17 protein-coding genes are annotated in these 16,472 nt (G+C 55.7%); 16 read left to right on the plus strand and 1 reads right to left on the minus strand.

Annotated elements, in window-relative coordinates:
- The first annotated feature begins 39 nt into the window (after positions 1-39).
- From ACMYSO_RS23580 to ptsG, 11 genes are all read left to right on the plus strand, one after another.
- Complete coding sequence (locus ACMYSO_RS23580) at positions 40-993, plus strand: beta-ketoacyl-ACP synthase III (protein ID WP_123753818.1); 954 nt, start codon at positions 40-42, stop codon at positions 991-993.
- Between the two features lie 15 nt (positions 994-1,008).
- Positions 1,009-1,938, plus strand: coding sequence for an ACP S-malonyltransferase (gene fabD, locus ACMYSO_RS23585; protein ID WP_434668440.1), 930 nt, complete (start codon positions 1,009-1,011; stop codon positions 1,936-1,938).
- A 12-nt stretch (positions 1,939-1,950) separates the two neighbouring features.
- Positions 1,951-2,685, plus strand: a complete 735-nt coding sequence (gene fabG / locus ACMYSO_RS23590) for a 3-oxoacyl-ACP reductase FabG (RefSeq protein ID WP_123753820.1) — start codon at positions 1,951-1,953, stop codon at positions 2,683-2,685.
- Between the two features lie 210 nt (positions 2,686-2,895).
- Positions 2,896-3,132: an acyl carrier protein gene (acpP, locus tag ACMYSO_RS23595; RefSeq protein WP_000103754.1), complete on the plus strand. Its 237-nt coding sequence runs from the start codon at positions 2,896-2,898 to the stop codon at positions 3,130-3,132.
- 86 nt (positions 3,133-3,218) lie between these two features.
- Positions 3,219-4,460, plus strand: coding sequence for a beta-ketoacyl-ACP synthase II (gene fabF, locus ACMYSO_RS23600; protein WP_434668442.1), 1,242 nt, complete (start codon positions 3,219-3,221; stop codon positions 4,458-4,460).
- A gap of 129 nt (positions 4,461-4,589) precedes the next feature.
- Positions 4,590-5,399 carry an aminodeoxychorismate lyase gene (pabC, locus tag ACMYSO_RS23605; RefSeq protein ID WP_434668444.1) on the plus strand — a complete coding sequence of 270 codons (810 nt, stop codon included), beginning with the start codon at positions 4,590-4,592 and terminating at the stop codon, positions 5,397-5,399.
- A gap of 2 nt (positions 5,400-5,401) precedes the next feature.
- Positions 5,402-6,424: a cell division protein YceG gene (gene yceG, locus ACMYSO_RS23610; RefSeq protein WP_434668446.1), complete on the plus strand. Its 1,023-nt coding sequence runs from the start codon at positions 5,402-5,404 to the stop codon at positions 6,422-6,424.
- The gene (gene tmk, locus ACMYSO_RS23615) at positions 6,414-7,055 is read left to right on the plus strand and encodes a dTMP kinase (protein ID WP_434668448.1); all 642 of its coding nucleotides are present in this window, start codon (positions 6,414-6,416) and stop codon (positions 7,053-7,055) included. The genes yceG and tmk overlap by 11 nt, the downstream gene beginning before the upstream one ends.
- Complete coding sequence (holB, locus tag ACMYSO_RS23620) at positions 7,052-8,056, plus strand: DNA polymerase III subunit delta' (protein WP_434668450.1); 1,005 nt, start codon at positions 7,052-7,054, stop codon at positions 8,054-8,056. The genes tmk and holB overlap by 4 nt, the downstream gene beginning before the upstream one ends.
- 10 nt (positions 8,057-8,066) lie before the next feature.
- Positions 8,067-8,852 carry a metal-dependent hydrolase gene (locus tag ACMYSO_RS23625; protein WP_434668452.1) on the plus strand — a complete coding sequence of 262 codons (786 nt, stop codon included), beginning with the start codon at positions 8,067-8,069 and terminating at the stop codon, positions 8,850-8,852.
- Between the two features lie 304 nt (positions 8,853-9,156).
- A complete protein-coding gene (ptsG, locus tag ACMYSO_RS23630; protein ID WP_123753827.1) occupies positions 9,157-10,590 on the plus strand; it encodes a PTS glucose transporter subunit IIBC in 1,434 nt (477 codons plus the stop codon).
- A 100-nt stretch (positions 10,591-10,690) separates the two neighbouring features.
- On the opposite strand, the gene fhuE is transcribed toward ptsG, so the two are convergent.
- The gene (gene fhuE, locus ACMYSO_RS23635; protein ID WP_434668454.1) at positions 10,691-12,862 is read right to left on the minus strand and encodes a ferric-rhodotorulic acid/ferric-coprogen receptor FhuE; all 2,172 of its coding nucleotides are present in this window, start codon (positions 12,860-12,862) and stop codon (positions 10,691-10,693) included.
- Between the two features lie 358 nt (positions 12,863-13,220).
- On the opposite strand from fhuE, the gene hinT reads away from it, so the two are divergent.
- From hinT to nagZ, 5 genes are read left to right on the plus strand one after another with little or no spacing between them, the layout of a single operon-like run.
- Complete coding sequence (gene hinT / locus ACMYSO_RS23640; RefSeq protein ID WP_123753830.1) at positions 13,221-13,577, plus strand: purine nucleoside phosphoramidase; 357 nt, start codon at positions 13,221-13,223, stop codon at positions 13,575-13,577.
- Between the two features lie 3 nt (positions 13,578-13,580).
- Positions 13,581-13,955 (plus strand): YcfL family protein, encoded by a 375-nt coding sequence (locus ACMYSO_RS23645; RefSeq protein ID WP_434668455.1) that lies wholly within the window; start codon positions 13,581-13,583, stop codon positions 13,953-13,955.
- 21 nt (positions 13,956-13,976) lie between these two features.
- The gene (lpoB, locus tag ACMYSO_RS23650; RefSeq protein WP_434587002.1) at positions 13,977-14,612 is read left to right on the plus strand and encodes a penicillin-binding protein activator LpoB; all 636 of its coding nucleotides are present in this window, start codon (positions 13,977-13,979) and stop codon (positions 14,610-14,612) included.
- On the plus strand, positions 14,593-15,411 hold the full coding sequence (gene thiK / locus ACMYSO_RS23655) for a thiamine kinase (protein WP_434668457.1): 819 nt from the start codon (positions 14,593-14,595) through the stop codon (positions 15,409-15,411). Before lpoB ends, thiK begins: the two co-directional genes overlap by 20 nt.
- Positions 15,412-15,442: 31 nt before the next feature.
- A complete protein-coding gene (gene nagZ / locus ACMYSO_RS23660; RefSeq protein ID WP_434668459.1) occupies positions 15,443-16,453 on the plus strand; it encodes a beta-N-acetylhexosaminidase in 1,011 nt (336 codons plus the stop codon).
- Positions 16,454-16,472 lie beyond the last annotated feature (19 nt).

A 16,472-nucleotide genomic window follows, 5' to 3' on the forward strand; every position in this document is an offset into this window, starting at 1 on the left:
AACAAGGCGGGTATATTACCCTAGAGTGACTGAGCGTACATGTATACGAAGATTATTGGTACCGGCAGCTATCTGCCCGAGCAAGTGCGTACTAACGCCGACCTGGAGAAAATGGTAGATACGTCTGACGAGTGGATTGTCACCCGTACGGGTATCCGTGAACGTCGTATTGCTGCACCGAATGAAACCGTTGCTACGCTGGGTTTTGAAGCGGCAAAAAATGCGCTGGAGATGGCGGGTGTTTCGCCGGAGCAAATTGGTCTGATCATCGTTGCGACCACCTCCGGGACTCACGCGTTTCCAAGTTCAGCCTGTCAGATTCAGTCTATGCTGGGTATTAATGGTTGCCCGGCCTTTGATGTTGCGGCGGCCTGCGCAGGGTTCACCTATGCGCTGAGCATTGCCGATCAATACGTCAAAAACGGTTCAGTAGATTACGCGCTGGTGATTGGTGCTGACGTGCTGGCACGCACCTGCGATCCGACCGATCGCGGGACGATCATCATTTTTGGTGATGGTGCGGGTGCCGTGGTGCTGGGCGCTTCTGAAGAGCCGGGCATTATCTCTACCCATCTGCATGCAGATGGTCGTTACGGCCAGCTGTTGACGCTGCCAAACGCCGATCGCGTGGATCCGGAAAACCCGATCTATCTGACGATGGCTGGCAACGAAGTATTTAAAGTGGCGGTGACCGAGCTGGCGCGCATTGTTGATGAGACGCTGGCGGCGAACAATCTCGAACGTTCCGCGCTGGACTGGCTGGTGCCGCATCAGGCGAACCTGCGCATCATCAGCGCGACGGCGAAGAAACTGGGAATGTCGATCGATAATGTGGTTGTGACGCTTGACCGTCATGGCAACACCTCTGCGGCTTCCGTTCCTTGTGCGCTGGATGAAGCGGTACGCGATGGTCGCATTCAACGTGGTCAGCTGATTCTGCTGGAAGCCTTTGGTGGCGGTTTCACCTGGGGTTCCGCGCTGGTTCGTTTTTAGTATAAGGATTTAGACATGACGCAATTTGCTTTTGTGTTCCCGGGACAGGGTTCTCAGACCGTCGGTATGTTGTCTGACATGGCAGCAACCTCTCCGGTTATCGAAGAGACATTCCGCGAAGCCTCTGCGGCGTTGGGTTACGACCTGTGGGCGCTGGTTCAGCAGGGCCCGGCAGAAGAACTGAACAAAACCTGGCAGACTCAGCCGGCACTGTTGACCGCATCCGTGGCGCTGTATCGCGCCTGGCAGCAGCAGGGCGGCAAAGCCCCGGCGCTGCTGGCTGGTCACAGCCTCGGTGAATACTCCGCGCTGGTTTGCGCCGGGGTGATTGATTTTGCTGATGCCGTGCGTCTGGTTGAGCTGCGCGGTAAATTCATGCAGGAAGCGGTACCGGAAGGCACCGGCGCGATGTCCGCCATTATCGGCCTTGACGATGCATCCATTGCGAAAGCCTGTGAAGAGTCTGCAGAAGGGCAGGTGGTTTCTCCTGTAAACTTCAACTCTCCGGGCCAGGTGGTCATTGCCGGCAACAAAGAAGCCGTTGAGCGTGCTGGTGCCGCCTGTAAAGCCGCGGGTGCTAAACGTGCGCTGCCGCTGCCGGTGAGCGTGCCGTCCCACTGCGCACTGATGAAACCTGCAGCAGAGAAACTGGCGGTTGAACTGCAGAAAATCACTTTCAACGCACCGGTCATTTCCGTCGTGAACAACGTTGATGTGAAATGTGAAACGGCACCTGATGCGATTCGCGATGCCTTGATTCGCCAGCTGTACAGCCCGGTTCAGTGGACCAAAACCGTTGAGTTTATGGCATCCCAGGGCGTAGAGCATCTGTATGAAGTGGGTCCGGGTAAAGTCCTCACCGGTCTGACTAAACGTATTGTTGACACCCTGACCGCTTCCGCGCTTAACGAGCCTGCAGCGATGTCTGCGGCGCTTGAGCAATAAAAGAGGAATACCATGAGTTTTGAAGGAAAAGTCGCGCTGGTTACCGGTGCAAGTCGCGGTATTGGCCGTGCAATCGCAGAGACTCTCGTCGCCCGTGGCGCGAAAGTGATTGGTACTGCCACCAGCGAGAGCGGTGCGCAGGCGATCAGCGATTATTTAGGTGCTAATGGTAAAGGTCTGCTGTTGAATGTGACCGATCCAGCATCTATCGAATCTGTTCTGGGAAATATTCGCGCAGAGTTTGGTGAAGTTGATATCCTGGTTAACAATGCCGGTATTACTCGTGATAACCTGTTAATGCGGATGAAAGATGACGAGTGGAACGATATTATCGAAACCAATCTGTCATCAGTTTTCCGTCTGTCAAAAGCAGTAATGCGCGCTATGATGAAAAAGCGTCACGGCCGCATTATTACTATCGGTTCTGTGGTCGGTACCATGGGAAATGCTGGTCAGGCCAACTACGCTGCGGCGAAAGCGGGTCTGATTGGTTTTAGTAAATCGCTGGCACGTGAAGTCGCGTCCCGCGGTATTACGGTTAACGTTGTTGCTCCGGGCTTTATTGAAACGGACATGACGCGTGCGCTGTCTGATGATCAGCGTGCGGGTATTCTGGCGCAAGTTCCGGCGGGTCGCCTCGGCGATGCAAAAGAAATCGCCAGTGCGGTTGCATTCTTAGCTTCTGACGAAGCAGGTTACATCTCTGGTGAAACCCTGCACGTCAACGGCGGAATGTACATGGTCTGACCGAGATTTGCACAAAACGTTCAGGAACCGCGCAGTCTGTGCGATCCCTCATACGGTTTTGTGCAAAATGATTTGCGTTCTGAGGGCAAACGGCCTCAAAATAGCGTAAAATCGTGGTAAGACCTGCCGGGATTTAGTTGCAAATTTTTCAACATTTTATACACTACGAAAACCATCGCGAAAGCGAGTTTTGATAGGAAATTTAAGAGTATGAGCACTATCGAAGAACGCGTTAAGAAAATTATCGGCGAACAGCTGGGCGTTAAGCAGGAAGAAGTTACCAACAATGCTTCCTTCGTTGAAGACCTGGGCGCTGATTCTCTTGACACCGTTGAGCTGGTAATGGCTCTGGAAGAAGAGTTTGATACTGAGATTCCGGACGAAGAAGCTGAGAAAATCACCACTGTTCAGGCTGCCATTGATTACATCAACGGTCACCAGGCGTAAGTGAACATCTCCAGGCGGTCATTCGACCGCCTGAGTTTTATCTTTTTGTCCCACAAGAATCTATTTTCCCTCCCTGGAGGACAACCGTGTCTAAGCGTCGTGTAGTTGTGACCGGACTGGGCATGTTGTCTCCTGTCGGCAATACCGTAGAGTCTACCTGGAAAGCTCTCCTTGCCGGTCAGAGTGGCATCAGCCTGATCGACCATTTCGATACTAGCGCCTATGCAACAAAATTTGCTGGCTTAGTAAAGGATTTTAACTGTGATGACATTATCTCGCGCAAAGAACAGCGCAAGATGGATGCCTTCATTCAATATGGAATTGTCGCTGGCGTTCAGGCCATGCAGGATTCTGGTCTTGAAGTAACGGAAGAGAACGCAACCCGCATCGGTGCCGCTATCGGTTCCGGTATTGGCGGCCTCGGCCTGATCGAAGAAAACCATAGTTCTTTAACGAACGGTGGTCCTCGTAAGATTAGCCCGTTCTTTGTACCGTCTACAATTGTTAACATGGTGGCCGGGCATCTGACCATCATGTTTGGTCTGCGTGGACCAAGTATCTCTATCGCGACAGCTTGTACTTCAGGCGTGCATAACATTGGTCAGGCCGCGCGTATCATTGCGTATGGCGATGCTGACGCAATGGTGGCTGGCGGTGCAGAAAAAGCCAGTACCCCGCTTGGCGTGGGTGGCTTTGGTGCTGCGCGTGCGCTCTCTACCCACAACGAAAACCCACAGGCTGCAAGCCGTCCGTGGGACAAAGATCGCGACGGTTTTGTACTGGGCGATGGCGCGGGTATGGTGGTGCTGGAAGAGTACGAGCACGCGAAAAAACGCGGCGCGAAAATCTACGCAGAAATCGTCGGTTTTGGCATGAGCAGCGATGCTTACCATATGACCTCTCCGCCGGAGAACGGCGCGGGCGCCGCGCTGGCGATGGTTAATGCTATCCGCGATGCCGGGATTGAAGCGGGTCAAATCGCTTACGTCAATGCGCACGGTACCTCCACGCCGGCTGGCGATAAAGCAGAAGCGCAGGCCGTTAAGTCGGTCTTCGGTGATGCAGCAAGCCGTGTGATGGTCAGCTCAACCAAATCAATGACCGGGCACCTGCTGGGCGCCGCCGGGGCAGTAGAATCTATCTACTCCATTCTGGCGCTGCGCGATGGCGTGGTTCCGCCGACCATCAACCTGGATAATCCGGATGAGGGTTGTGACCTGGACTTCGTCCCACACGAAGCGCGTCAGGTTGCCGGTATGGAATACACCCTGTGTAACTCCTTTGGTTTTGGTGGCACTAACGGATCGCTGATCTTTAAAAAGGTTTAAGCGTCTCGTTTACCCCGCTGACATCTCTCAGGCCTGCATTTATGCAGGCCTTCTTTTTTCTTCAGCTTTCTCTGCTTGTCCCACGACATTCATCCTGAGACACTGACAGGCCATCGATAAGGAGCCGCTATGTTCTTGATTAATGGCATTGAACAGGACACCCTGGCCGCCAGCGACCGGGCCGTACAGTTTGGCGACGGGTGCTTTACCACCGCGCGCATTGTTGACGGTCAGGTGCAAATGCTGCCGGCTCATCTGCGACGCTTACAGCAAGCCTGCGAAAAACTGCTGATCCCCTACACCCAATGGCAAACGCTGGAAGCGGAAATGCAGCGCCTTGCCCTTGCGCAGCAAAGCGGTGTGCTGAAAGTCATTCTGACCCGTGGTGCAGGCGGCCGCGGCTATAGCGGCACGTTATGCCAGGCACCGACGCGTATTCTGAGCGTTTCGCCTTACCCGACACACTATACCCGCTGGCAAGAGACGGGCGTCACCCTGGCACTTAGCCCGATTCGGCTGGGACGTAACCCGGCGCTGGCCGGGCTAAAGCATCTGAACCGACTGGAGCAGGTGCTGATCCGTTCTCATCTTGAGCAGACGGAAGCCGATGAAGCGCTGGTTCTTGACAGCGACGGGTGGCTTACGGAATGCTGTGCCGCGAATCTGTTCTGGCGTAAAGGGACGAGGGTTTTTACACCGCGCCTCGATCAGGCGGGGGTCAACGGCATTATGCGCCAGCACTGTATTTCACAGCTGGCACAATCTCCGTTTGGCGTTGTCGAAGTCACAGCGGCTCCCGATGCGTTGCAGGAGGCTGACGAAGTGCTGATTTGCAATGCGCTGATGCCGCTGGTACCGGTTCGCCGCTGGGACGAGACATGCTGGTCCTCGCGAGAGCTTTATCATTTTTTAGCCCCATTGTGTGAGCTGTCTGGTTAGTCATGAAGAAAATGTTACGTTTTATCCTGCTGTTATTGGTGGTGCTGGGCATTGCTGCCGGCGCGGGCATCTGGAAAGTTCGCCAGCTTGCCGATAGCAAACTGCTGATTAAAGAAGAGACCATCTTCACCCTGGAGGCTGGCACCGGCCGCATGGCGTTGGGCGAGCAGCTCTATGGCGACAAGCTAATCAACCGACCACGCGTGTTCCAATGGTTGCTGCGCCTGGAGCCTGAATTATCCCATTTTAAAGCCGGTACCTACCGCCTCACGCCGTCCATGACGGTGCGCGAGATGCTGCAATTGTTGGGTAGCGGCAAAGAGGCGCAGTTCCCGCTGCGTTTCGTGGAGGGGATGCGGGTCAGCGATTATCTGCGCCAGCTTCGTGATGCGCCTTATGTCAAACATACGCTTGCCGACGACAGCTACGCTACGGTCGCCAAAGCTCTGGATCTTGAACATGCGGACTGGGTTGAAGGCTGGTTCTGGCCGGATACCTGGATGTATACCGCCAATACCAGCGATGTGGCGATCCTCAAGCGTGCGCATCAGAAAATGGTCACTCAGGTCAACAAAGCCTGGGAAGGGCGGATGGATAACCTGCCGTACAAAGACCAGAATCAGCTGCTGACCATGGCATCCATCATTGAGAAAGAGACGGCGGTTGCGGAAGAGCGCGACCGCGTGGCGTCGGTATTTATTAACCGTCTGCGAATTGGCATGCGGTTGCAGACTGACCCGACGGTGATCTACGGGATGGGTGAGAGCTATAATGGCAAGCTGAGTCGCAAAGATCTCGAGACGCCGACGGCTTACAATACCTACGTGATCGCCGGTATGCCGCCGGGGCCTATCGCCGCACCGGGAGAGGCATCGCTGAACGCGGCGGCCCACCCGGCGAAGTCGCCGTATCTCTATTTTGTTGCCGACGGCAAGGGCGGGCATACGTTTAATACTAATCTGGCCAGCCACAACCGCTCGGTTCAGGATTATCTGAAAGTACTTAAGGAAAAAAATGCGCAGTAATTATATTGTCATCGAGGGCCTGGAAGGCGCGGGAAAGACCACGGCACGCAATCTGGTCGTGGAGGCGCTGCAACAATCGGGCATCAGCGATCTGGTGTTTACCCGGGAACCGGGCGGGACCATTCTCGCTGAAAAACTGCGCAGCCTGGTACTGGATATCCAGTCCACCGGCGATGAAGTCATTAATGACAAAGCCGAAGTGCTGATGTTTTATGCCGCCCGCGTTCAGTTGGTGGAAACGGTGATTAAGCCAGCGCTGGCCAACGGACAGTGGGTGATCGGCGACCGTCACGATCTGTCGACCCAGGCCTATCAGGGCGGAGGGCGTGGTATTGACCAGACTATGCTCGCTACCCTGCGTGATGCCGTACTGGGCGATTTCCGTCCGAACCTGACCTTGTACCTGGATGTGACGCCAGAAGTCGGGCTGAAACGCGCGCGTGCCCGCGGCGATCTCGACCGTATCGAGCAGGAGTCGCTGGATTTCTTCAATCGTACCCGGGCTCGTTATCTGGAGCTGGCGGCGCAGGACCCGACGATCCGCACCATTGACGCCACTCAGCCGCTGGATGCTGTCGCCCGTGATATCCATGCGCTCATCAGCCAGTGGGTTGCGGAGCAACGCGCATGAAATGGTACCCGTGGTTACGCCCGTCATTTGAGCAATTAGTCGCCAGCTATCAGGCTGGACGGGGTCACCATGCGTTACTGCTTCAGGCACTGCCTGGCATGGGAGGCGATGCGCTTATCTACGCGCTATGTCGTTATCTGATGTGCCGGCAGCCTGAAGGGAACAAAAGCTGCGGACATTGCCATAGCTGCCAGCTGATGCAGGCGGGCACGCACCCCGACTACTACACCCTGGCGCCGGAAAAGGGCAAAAGCGCCCTTGGAATTGACGCCGTACGTGACGTCAACGAAAAACTGTATGAGCGTTCACGTCTCGGCGGCGCCAAGGTGGTGTGGATCGCTGATGCCGCGCAGTTAACCGATGCCGCGGCTAATGCGTTGTTAAAAACCCTGGAAGAGCCGCCGGAGAATACCTGGTTTTTCCTGGTCAGCCAGGAGCCTGCACGTTTGCTAGCCACGCTGCGTAGCCGCTGTCGTATGTATCACCTGATGCCGCCGACGGAATCCTATGGGCTGGCGTGGCTGGAACGTGAGGTGGCATTGCCGCAGGAAGCATTGCTTTCTGCGCTGCGACTGAGCGCCAACGCGCCCGCTGCCGCGCTGGAGCTGCTGCAGGAGAGCCATTGGGCCGCCCGCCAACAGCTGATCGCGGCACTGGAAAATGTCACAACCAGCGGCGACTGGTTGTCGCTGCTGTCTATTCTGAACCATGAACAGGCTGCAGTTCGTCTGCACTGGCTGGCATCGCTGCTGCTGGATGCACAAAAACGGCAACAGGGCATTGCCCAGGTGAGCAACCCTGATGCCTGGACGCTGGTCAACCAACTGGCTCAGACGCTGCCTGCTGCCCGGTTACAGGCCATTGCTCGCGATGTCAGTACCTGCCGCGATCGGCTGCTGAACGTTGTCGGCGTCAATCGCGAACTGCTGCTAACCGAGCGCCTCCTGCGCTGGGAACATTACCTGCAACCCGGGACGGTACTTCCCGTATCCCACCTCTGAGCGAGACATTATGTTTTTAGTCGACTCCCACTGCCATCTGGATGGTCTGGATTATCAAACGCTGCATAAAGACGTGGACGATGTGCTGGCAAAAGCCGCCGCGCGTGACGTGAAGTTTTTCCTTGCAGTCGCCACGACCCTGCCGGGTTACCGCGGAATGCGTGAGCTGGTCGGGCCGCGTGACAACGTGGTTTTCTCCTGTGGCGTTCACCCGCTCAATCAGGACGAAGAGTACGACGTTGAAGAACTGCGTCTGCTGGCGGCAGAAGAGGGCGTTGTCGCGATGGGAGAGACGGGGCTGGATTATTTTTACACGCCAGAAACGAAACCCCGCCAACAGGCTTCGTTCCGCGACCACATCCGCATCGGCCGCGAACTCAACAAGCCGGTCATCGTTCATACCCGTGATGCGCGTGCCGATACCCTGGCTATTTTGCAGGAAGAAAAGGTGACGGATTGCGGTGGCGTACTACACTGTTTCACTGAGGACAGGGAGACCGCGGGTAAATTGCTGGATATGGGCTTCTATATCTCGTTTTCCGGCATCGTGACGTTCCGTAACGCCGAGCAGCTACGCGATGCCGCGCGCTATGTGCCGCTCGATCGCCTGCTGGTGGAAACCGATTCGCCGTACCTGGCACCGGTTCCGCATCGTGGCAAAGAGAACCAGCCGGCGATGGTGCGCGACGTTGCTGAGTACATGGCGGTGCTGAAGGGCGTTTCGCTCGAACAGCTGGCACAACAGACCACACAGAACTTTGCCAGCCTGTTCCACATTGACCCCTCCCGGCTGTAACCTGTCGATCTTTCTATTATTTTAAGGCTCGTAATTAATACGCAAAGCGAGTAAAGTTCACCGCCACAAAACAGGCGGTGAACGGCTTTTTGCAACATCCAGATACAGCTTATGTAAGATGGTGTAAATTTTTCAGCGCTGACTGATTGAAACGTGATAGCCGTCAAACAATCTTTTCGGTAATTATTTTACTCTGTGTAATAAATAAAGGGCGCTTAGATGTCCTGTCCACGGCACGGTTCTCCCCCCGGGCCAATGCGTGAAAGCGTAAAAAAGTACCAAATACTCAGGAGCACTCTCAATTATGTTTAAGAATGCATTTGCTAACCTGCAGAAGGTCGGTAAATCGCTGATGCTGCCGGTCTCCGTACTGCCTATCGCAGGTATCCTGCTGGGCGTCGGTTCCGCAAACTTCAGCTGGCTGCCAGCCGTTGTTTCCCACGTCATGGCAGAAGCGGGCGGTTCAGTCTTCGCCAATATGCCGTTGATCTTCGCTATCGGTGTGGCACTTGGCTTCACCAATAACGACGGCGTTTCTGCGCTGGCTTCCGTTGTGGCGTACGGCATCATGGTGAAAACCATGGCAGTCGTTGCACCGCTGGTTCTGCATTTACCTGCTGAAGAAATTGCGGCCAAACACCTGGCAGATACTGGTGTACTTGGCGGTATTATCTCTGGTGCTATTGCAGCCTACATGTTCAACCGCTTCTATCGCATCAAGCTGCCAGAGTATCTGGGCTTCTTCGCGGGCAAGCGTTTTGTTCCGATTATCTCCGGTCTGGCCGCTATTTTCACCGGCGTGATCCTCTCCTTCATTTGGCCACCGATCGGTAGTGCTATTCAGACCTTCTCTCAGTGGGCTGCATATCAGAACCCGGTTGTGGCATTCGGTATCTACGGCTTCATCGAACGTTGCCTGGTACCGTTTGGTCTGCACCACATCTGGAACGTTCCTTTCCAGATGCAGATTGGTGAATACACCAACGCCGCAGGCCAGGTCTTCCACGGCGATATCCCGCGCTACATGGCAGGTGACCCGACTGCAGGTAAACTGTCTGGCGGCTTCCTGTTTAAAATGTACGGTCTGCCGGCTGCTGCTATCGCTATCTGGCACTCCGCTAAACCGGAAAACCGCGCGAAAGTGGGCGGTATCATGATCTCCGCAGCGTTGACCTCGTTCCTGACCGGTATCACCGAGCCGATCGAGTTCTCCTTCATGTTCGTTGCGCCGATCCTGTACATCATCCACGCGATTCTTGCTGGTCTGGCATTCCCGATCTGTATCCTGCTGGGTATGCGTGACGGTACGTCGTTCTCACACGGTCTGATTGACTTTATCGTTCTGTCCGGTAATAGCAGCAAACTGTGGCTGTTCCCGATCGTCGGTATCTGCTACGCCATCGTTTACTACGTTGTCTTCCGCGTGCTGATTAAAGCACTGGATCTGAAAACGCCGGGCCGTGAAGATTCGACTGAAGACAGCAAAGTCGGTGCGACCAGCGAAATGGCGCCAGCACTGATTGCAGCCTTCGGCGGTAAAGAAAACATTACTAACCTCGACGCATGTATTACCCGTCTGCGTGTCAGCGTTGCTGACGTGGCAAAAGTTGATCAGGCTGGCCTGAAAAAACTGGGTGCTGCAGGTGTGGTTGTTGCAGGTTCAGGTGTTCAGGCTATCTTCGGGACTAAATCCGATAACCTGAAAACTGAAATGGATGAGTACATCCGCAGCAACTAAGTAGTGATGTGGGGAGACTAAGGCAGCCGAATGGCTGCCTTTTTTATTGTCTGAAATAAAGTCGATACCCGGGCAGGATGTCTGCCCGGAAAGGAGGAGGTTAGAAGTCGTAGCTGGCGGATACCGAGACGTTCAACGGGGCGCCATATACCAGGTAGGAGCCGACATAGTCGTAGTACTCTTTATCAAACAGGTTGTTGATATTCGCCTGCAGAGCAAAGTTTTTGGTCACCTGATAACGACTGAAGAGATTCACCAGGCCATAGCTGCCTTGATCGATGTAATCACGACCGTTTGGCCCGCCGCTCACGTCATTCCAGATTTTGCTTTGCCAGTTAACCCCACCGCCAACGGTCAGCTCCGGCATCATTGGCAGCTGATAGCGGGTGAACAGTTTCATGGTGGTTCGCGGCTGGTCGGAACTCACGGCATTACCGCTCTTATCTTCGGCAATATAGCGGGTCGCACCAAAGGTAAGCTGCCAGTTATCGGTCAGCGCGCCGTTCAACTCGAACTCCACCCCTTTACTAACCACACCATCCAGCGACTCGTAGATAGACTCGCCGCTCGGCAGGTAGGTATAGGTATTGTTGGCCACGTTATCCTGCTCGATGCGGAAGATGGCCAGCGAGGTGGTCAGGCGGGTGTTAAACCAGTCGGCTTTGACGCCGGCTTCGTAGCTTTTTCCGGTTGTCGGGTCGAGATAACGGCCGTTGGCATCACGCTTATCCTGCGGCTGGAAAATCGAGGTGTAGCTCGCATAGGCCGACCAGGCATCGTTGATGTCATACACCACGCCGGCATACGGGGTCACATCATCTTTGGTACTTTCGAGGCGCGTCTGCGGCGAACCGGCAGGGTTATAACGAATGTTATAGCTGGTATAGCGGGCGCCAAGGATAAGGTGCAGCGGGTCAGCCAGCGAGAAGCGGGCCGAGGTATAGGCCGATGACTGACGAATGTCGTCCTTGCTGTACAGCTGCCAGTCGGTCCACTGCGGGTCGGCAATATTGCTGTTCCAGTTACGGAAACTGCCGACATCCACCATCCCGTACAGCGAATCCGGGAGCGAGTTATCGTAGTGGTTACGCTGACGGCTGAGACTGCCACCGATCATCATTTCGTGCTGGCGGCCAAACAGGTCAAAGCCCCCGCGCAGGAAGGCATCAACCGCGTCCTGTTTACGTTCACCGCGGTTCCAGCCGCCGTATCCCACCATGCCATTTCCGGTGTCCTTATCCGGGTAACCGTACATGTACATCATTTTGGTATCGAAGTTAGTATCGGTGTGCATACCGTTGATGTGCGCTTCCCAGCCGTTATCGAAGCGCTGGGTGAAGTTAGCGAACACCTTTTTGCTGTCTTTATCGGAGTATGCCCAGTTCGGCGCAACGGTATCGCTACGGTTGTAATGAGTTTTGCTGCCATCGCTATACCAGGTCGGCAGTCCGCCCCAGGTTGGGTCTTCGGTGGTGCTTTCCTGATACTCATAGCCCAGCGACAGGGTGGTGCTGTCGGTGAGGTCGGCATCTATCACGCCGTAGAGGAATTTTTTGCGGTAGTGGTAGTTGTCGACCCAGGAATCGTTATCCTGGTAGCCGGCAATCATGCGTCCACGCACGTTGCCTGATTCGACCAGAGGAGCCTGCAAGTCCAGCACGTAACGTTGCTTGTCCCAACTGCCGTAGCTGGCGGAGACATTGCCTTTGAACTCACGGCTATCGGCATGTTTACGCACCATATTGACGTAGGCTGATGGATTGCCTGAGCCACTCATCAGGCCGGTGGCGCCGCGCACCACTTCGATACGGTCATAAATCGCGGTATCGGTGGTGGTATCGCCAAAGTTCCACACTTCGCTGATCGAGGTCGGAAGGTCGTCGTAGGCGTAGTTACTGACAAAAAAACCGCGGGAATAAAAGACCGTACGGTCGCTGTCCTGCACCTGCTGCGTGATCCCGGTGGTGTTGCTTAGCACCTGACCGATGGTCTGCAGGTTTTGATCTTCCATGCGTTGCTGGCTGATGACGCTGACGGATTGCGGGATATCCCGCGGCACTAACAGCAGCTTGGTGCCGGTAGTGGTGGTTTTGACGCTGTAATCCTGCTGCTGCGCCTCAGCGCTGGTGTCCGTTGTGCCTTCTACAATAATAGTATCTTCAGTGTTGTCGGCGGCGGAACTGAGGGTGGGGTGCAGCGCCAGCGCAATGCCGACAGCCAGCAGGGAAGGCGCGAGGCGCCATTCCCCGGAGTGGAGAGTGGGAGACATCATGAACCCTTAATCGAATGGTTATTGTTATGCGCCGGGGCTCTGCGGCCACGGTCATCGTTGTGTTAGAGCGCACTGCATTCTCAATGAATACAAATGAGAAATATACGCATTAGTATTTAATGTGTAAATAAGCGTAAGAAAAGTTCTCAACAACACGCAACAGCGCGGCAGGCGAAAGGTCGTCACCCGCGATATGATTAATCCGCCAGCAGCCAGCGGCGTTGTGGCATAAGAAAAAGCGCAATCAGGTTGAAAGAGAGGGAGTAACTCGCTCATACTCTTAGGCGAATCCTGTGCATCCGCGTTTATCTGCAGAGGCAGGCCAGAGCACGGTATAAAAATTTATAAGGAATCAGTCATGGCAGAAGAAACGATTTTTAGCAAAATCATTCGCCGGGAGATCCCGTCGGATATGGTTTATCAGGACGAACTGGTGACCGCATTTCGCGATATTTCCCCTCAGGCGCCAACCCACATTCTGATCATCCCCAATATCCTGATTCCGACCGTCAACGATGTGACCACTGAACATGAACTGGCGCTGGGCCGCATGATGACCGTTGCCGCGAAAATTGCGCGTGACGAAGGTCTGGCTGACGACGGCTATCGCCTGATCGTCAACTGCAACCGCCACGGCGGTCAGGAAGTTTACCATATCCACATGCACCTGCTGGGCGGTCGCCCGCTGGGTCCGATGCTGGCACATAAAGGTTAATCGATGCGCGCAGCTCATTTCGGCACACTTCTGGCGGCGGTACTCCTGGCTGGGTGCGGTTCACATCCGGAAATCCCGGTAGGCGAACAACAGACGCTGGTGATGGAATCCAACGTGCTGGCGGCGGGCATCAGCGCCGATCCACCGTCGGTCACCGCGTCAGAGATTCAGGCCACTGCCACCTCCCGACTGTTTAATGAACGGTCGGAGCCGATCGTCGTGCATTACCGCTTCTTCTGGTATGACGCACGAGGGCTGGAAATGCATCCGCTGGAACCGGCCCGCAGCATCACGGTGCCAGCACGCTCCTCCGTCACCTTATACGGCAGCGCAAATCTTCTGGGGGCGCACAAAGCCCGCCTTTATCTTTATCTGTAAGGGGTAATTGTAATGATTAAAATGTGTCGCTATGCGTTAATCACAGCACTGGCGATATTCCTTGCTGGGTGCGTCGGGCAACGTCAAGAGCCTGCTCCCGTCGAGGAGGCTAAGCCGAAGCCTGAGCAGCCCGCTCAGCCTCAGCCAACGGTCCCGACGGTGCCTTCGGTGCCGACCATTCCTGAGCAACCGGGGCCGATCGAGCACGAGCAGCAACCGGCACAGCCGGCGCCACGCGTGCGTCATTACGACTGGAATGCTGCTGTTCAACCGCTGGCAGGGCAAATGCTGCAGGCCGGCGGCGTCAGTGCCGGGAGCATTTTGCTGGTCGACAGCGTGAATAACCGCACCAACGGTTCTCTCAACGCCGCCGATGCCACCAGCGCACTGCGTAATGCCCTGAGCGGCAATGGAAAATTTACCCTGGTCTCTGCTCAGCAGCTGAACGTGGCAAAACAGCAGCTTGGCCTGTCGCCGCAGGATAGCCTTGGCAGCCGCAGTAAAGCGATGGGCATTGCCCGCACCGTCGGCGCGCAGTACGTGCTGTACTCTAACGCCACCGGCAACGTCAATTCGCCGGAGCTGAAAATGCAGCTGATGCTGGTGCAGACTGGCGAGATTATTTGGTCAGGTAAAGGTGCAGTTCAGCAACAGTAAACTGACGCGCGATGAGGTGTTGTCGCGCTATTTTCCCCGCTATTCACCTGTCGTCGACCCGGGCCAGCAAGGCCTGAGCGGCGGCAGCTGTATTATCAGCGATGGTGTCAGACGGCTGGTGCTTCGCCAGCCGCACGACCCTGAAGCCCCCATCAGCGACTTCCTTCGTCAGTATCGCACGTTGTCTCGCCTGCCGGCGACAATCGTCCCCACAGCGCGTTTTTACTCCCCGAACTGGATGGTGGTGGATTATTGCGCGGGCGAGATAAAAAGCGCGCTGCCGGGCAGTCCGCAGCTGGCGGGATTATTGTATCATCTGCACCAGCAGCCGCGGCTGGGCTGGCGTATTGCGCTGACGTCACTACTTACACGCTACTGGCAACAGTGCAATAGCGCACGGCGTACGCCATTATGGTTGCGCTGGTACCGCCGTTTGCTGCGGCGTGGTGAACCTCGTCCTCTGCGTCTGGCGCCGTTACATATGGACGTGCACGCCGGCAATATCGTCCACGCCGGAACGACCTTGCGGCTGATCGACTGGGAATATGCAGGCGATGGTGACATCGCGCTGGAGCTGGCGGCGGTGTGGATCGCCTCTGAGGCGCATCGCCAGCTAGTGAGCGATTATGCCCGGCTGGCGCGTATTGATGAGCGCCAGCTATGGCGACAGGTTCAACGTTGGCGCCCGTGGGTCATCTTATTGATGGCGGGCTGGTATGAGCGTCGTTGGCAGCAGACCGGCGACCGGCAATTTATCACGCTGGCAGATGAAACATGGTGTCAGTTAGACAAAGAATAAAAGGATAAGAGAGGTCAGTGTGGGTCCGGTAATGTTGGATGTTGAAGGGTTTGAACTGGATGCAGAAGAGCGCGAGATTCTGGCGCATCCTCTGGTTGGCGGATTGATTTTATTCACCCGTAACTACCACGATCCGGCACAGCTACGGGAACTGGTTCGCCAGATCCGCGAGGCTTCACGCAACCATCTGGTGGTGGCGGTCGATCAGGAAGGGGGCCGCGTTCAACGTTTTCGTGAAGGCTTTACCCGTCTGCCTGCCGCGCAATCTTTTGCTGCCCTGCTGGGTATGGAAGCTGGTGGGGCGCTGGCGGCCGAGGCCGGTTGGTTAATGGCCAGCGAAATGATTGCCATGGACATTGATATCAGCTTTGCGCCGGTTCTGGACGTCGGGCATATCAGCGCCGCCATTGGCGAGCGCTCTTATCATGAGGATCCGCAGAAAGCGTTGGCCATTGCCCGTCACTTTATTGACGGGATGCACGACGCTGGTATGAAAACCACCGGCAAACACTTCCCGGGACACGGCGCAGTGACCGCCGATTCTCATAAAGAGACGCCGCGTGACCCTCGCGCAGAAGCCGAGATCCGGGCCCGGGATATGGCGGTATTTCGCACCCTGGTGGCGGAGAACCGCCTCGATGCCATTATGCCGGCACACGTTATCTACAGCGACGTCGACCCACGTCCGGCCAGCGGTTCGGCACACTGGCTGAAGACGGTGCTGCGCGGCGAGCTAGGGTTTGACGGGGTGATTTTCTCCGACGACCTGTCGATGGAAGGGGCGGCAATCATGGGCAGCTATGCTGAACGCGGGCAGGCCTCTCTGGATGCCGGTTGCGATATGATCCTGGTCTGCAATAATCGTAAGGGGGCGGTCAGCGTGCTGGATAACCTGTCGCCGATCAAAGCAGAGCGTGTTACGAAATTGTATCATAAAGGTTCATTTACCCGTCAGGAGTTAAGGGATTCTGCCCGTTGGAAGACGGTTAATGCGCAGCTGGAACAGCTCCACGCGCGTTGGCAAGAGGCGAAGTCTGCGTAATTGACCTGAAGTCTGGTGA

The organism is Klebsiella sp. B345, from assembly GCF_051131735.1.
Taxonomy (GTDB): Bacteria; Pseudomonadota; Gammaproteobacteria; order Enterobacterales; family Enterobacteriaceae; genus Klebsiella.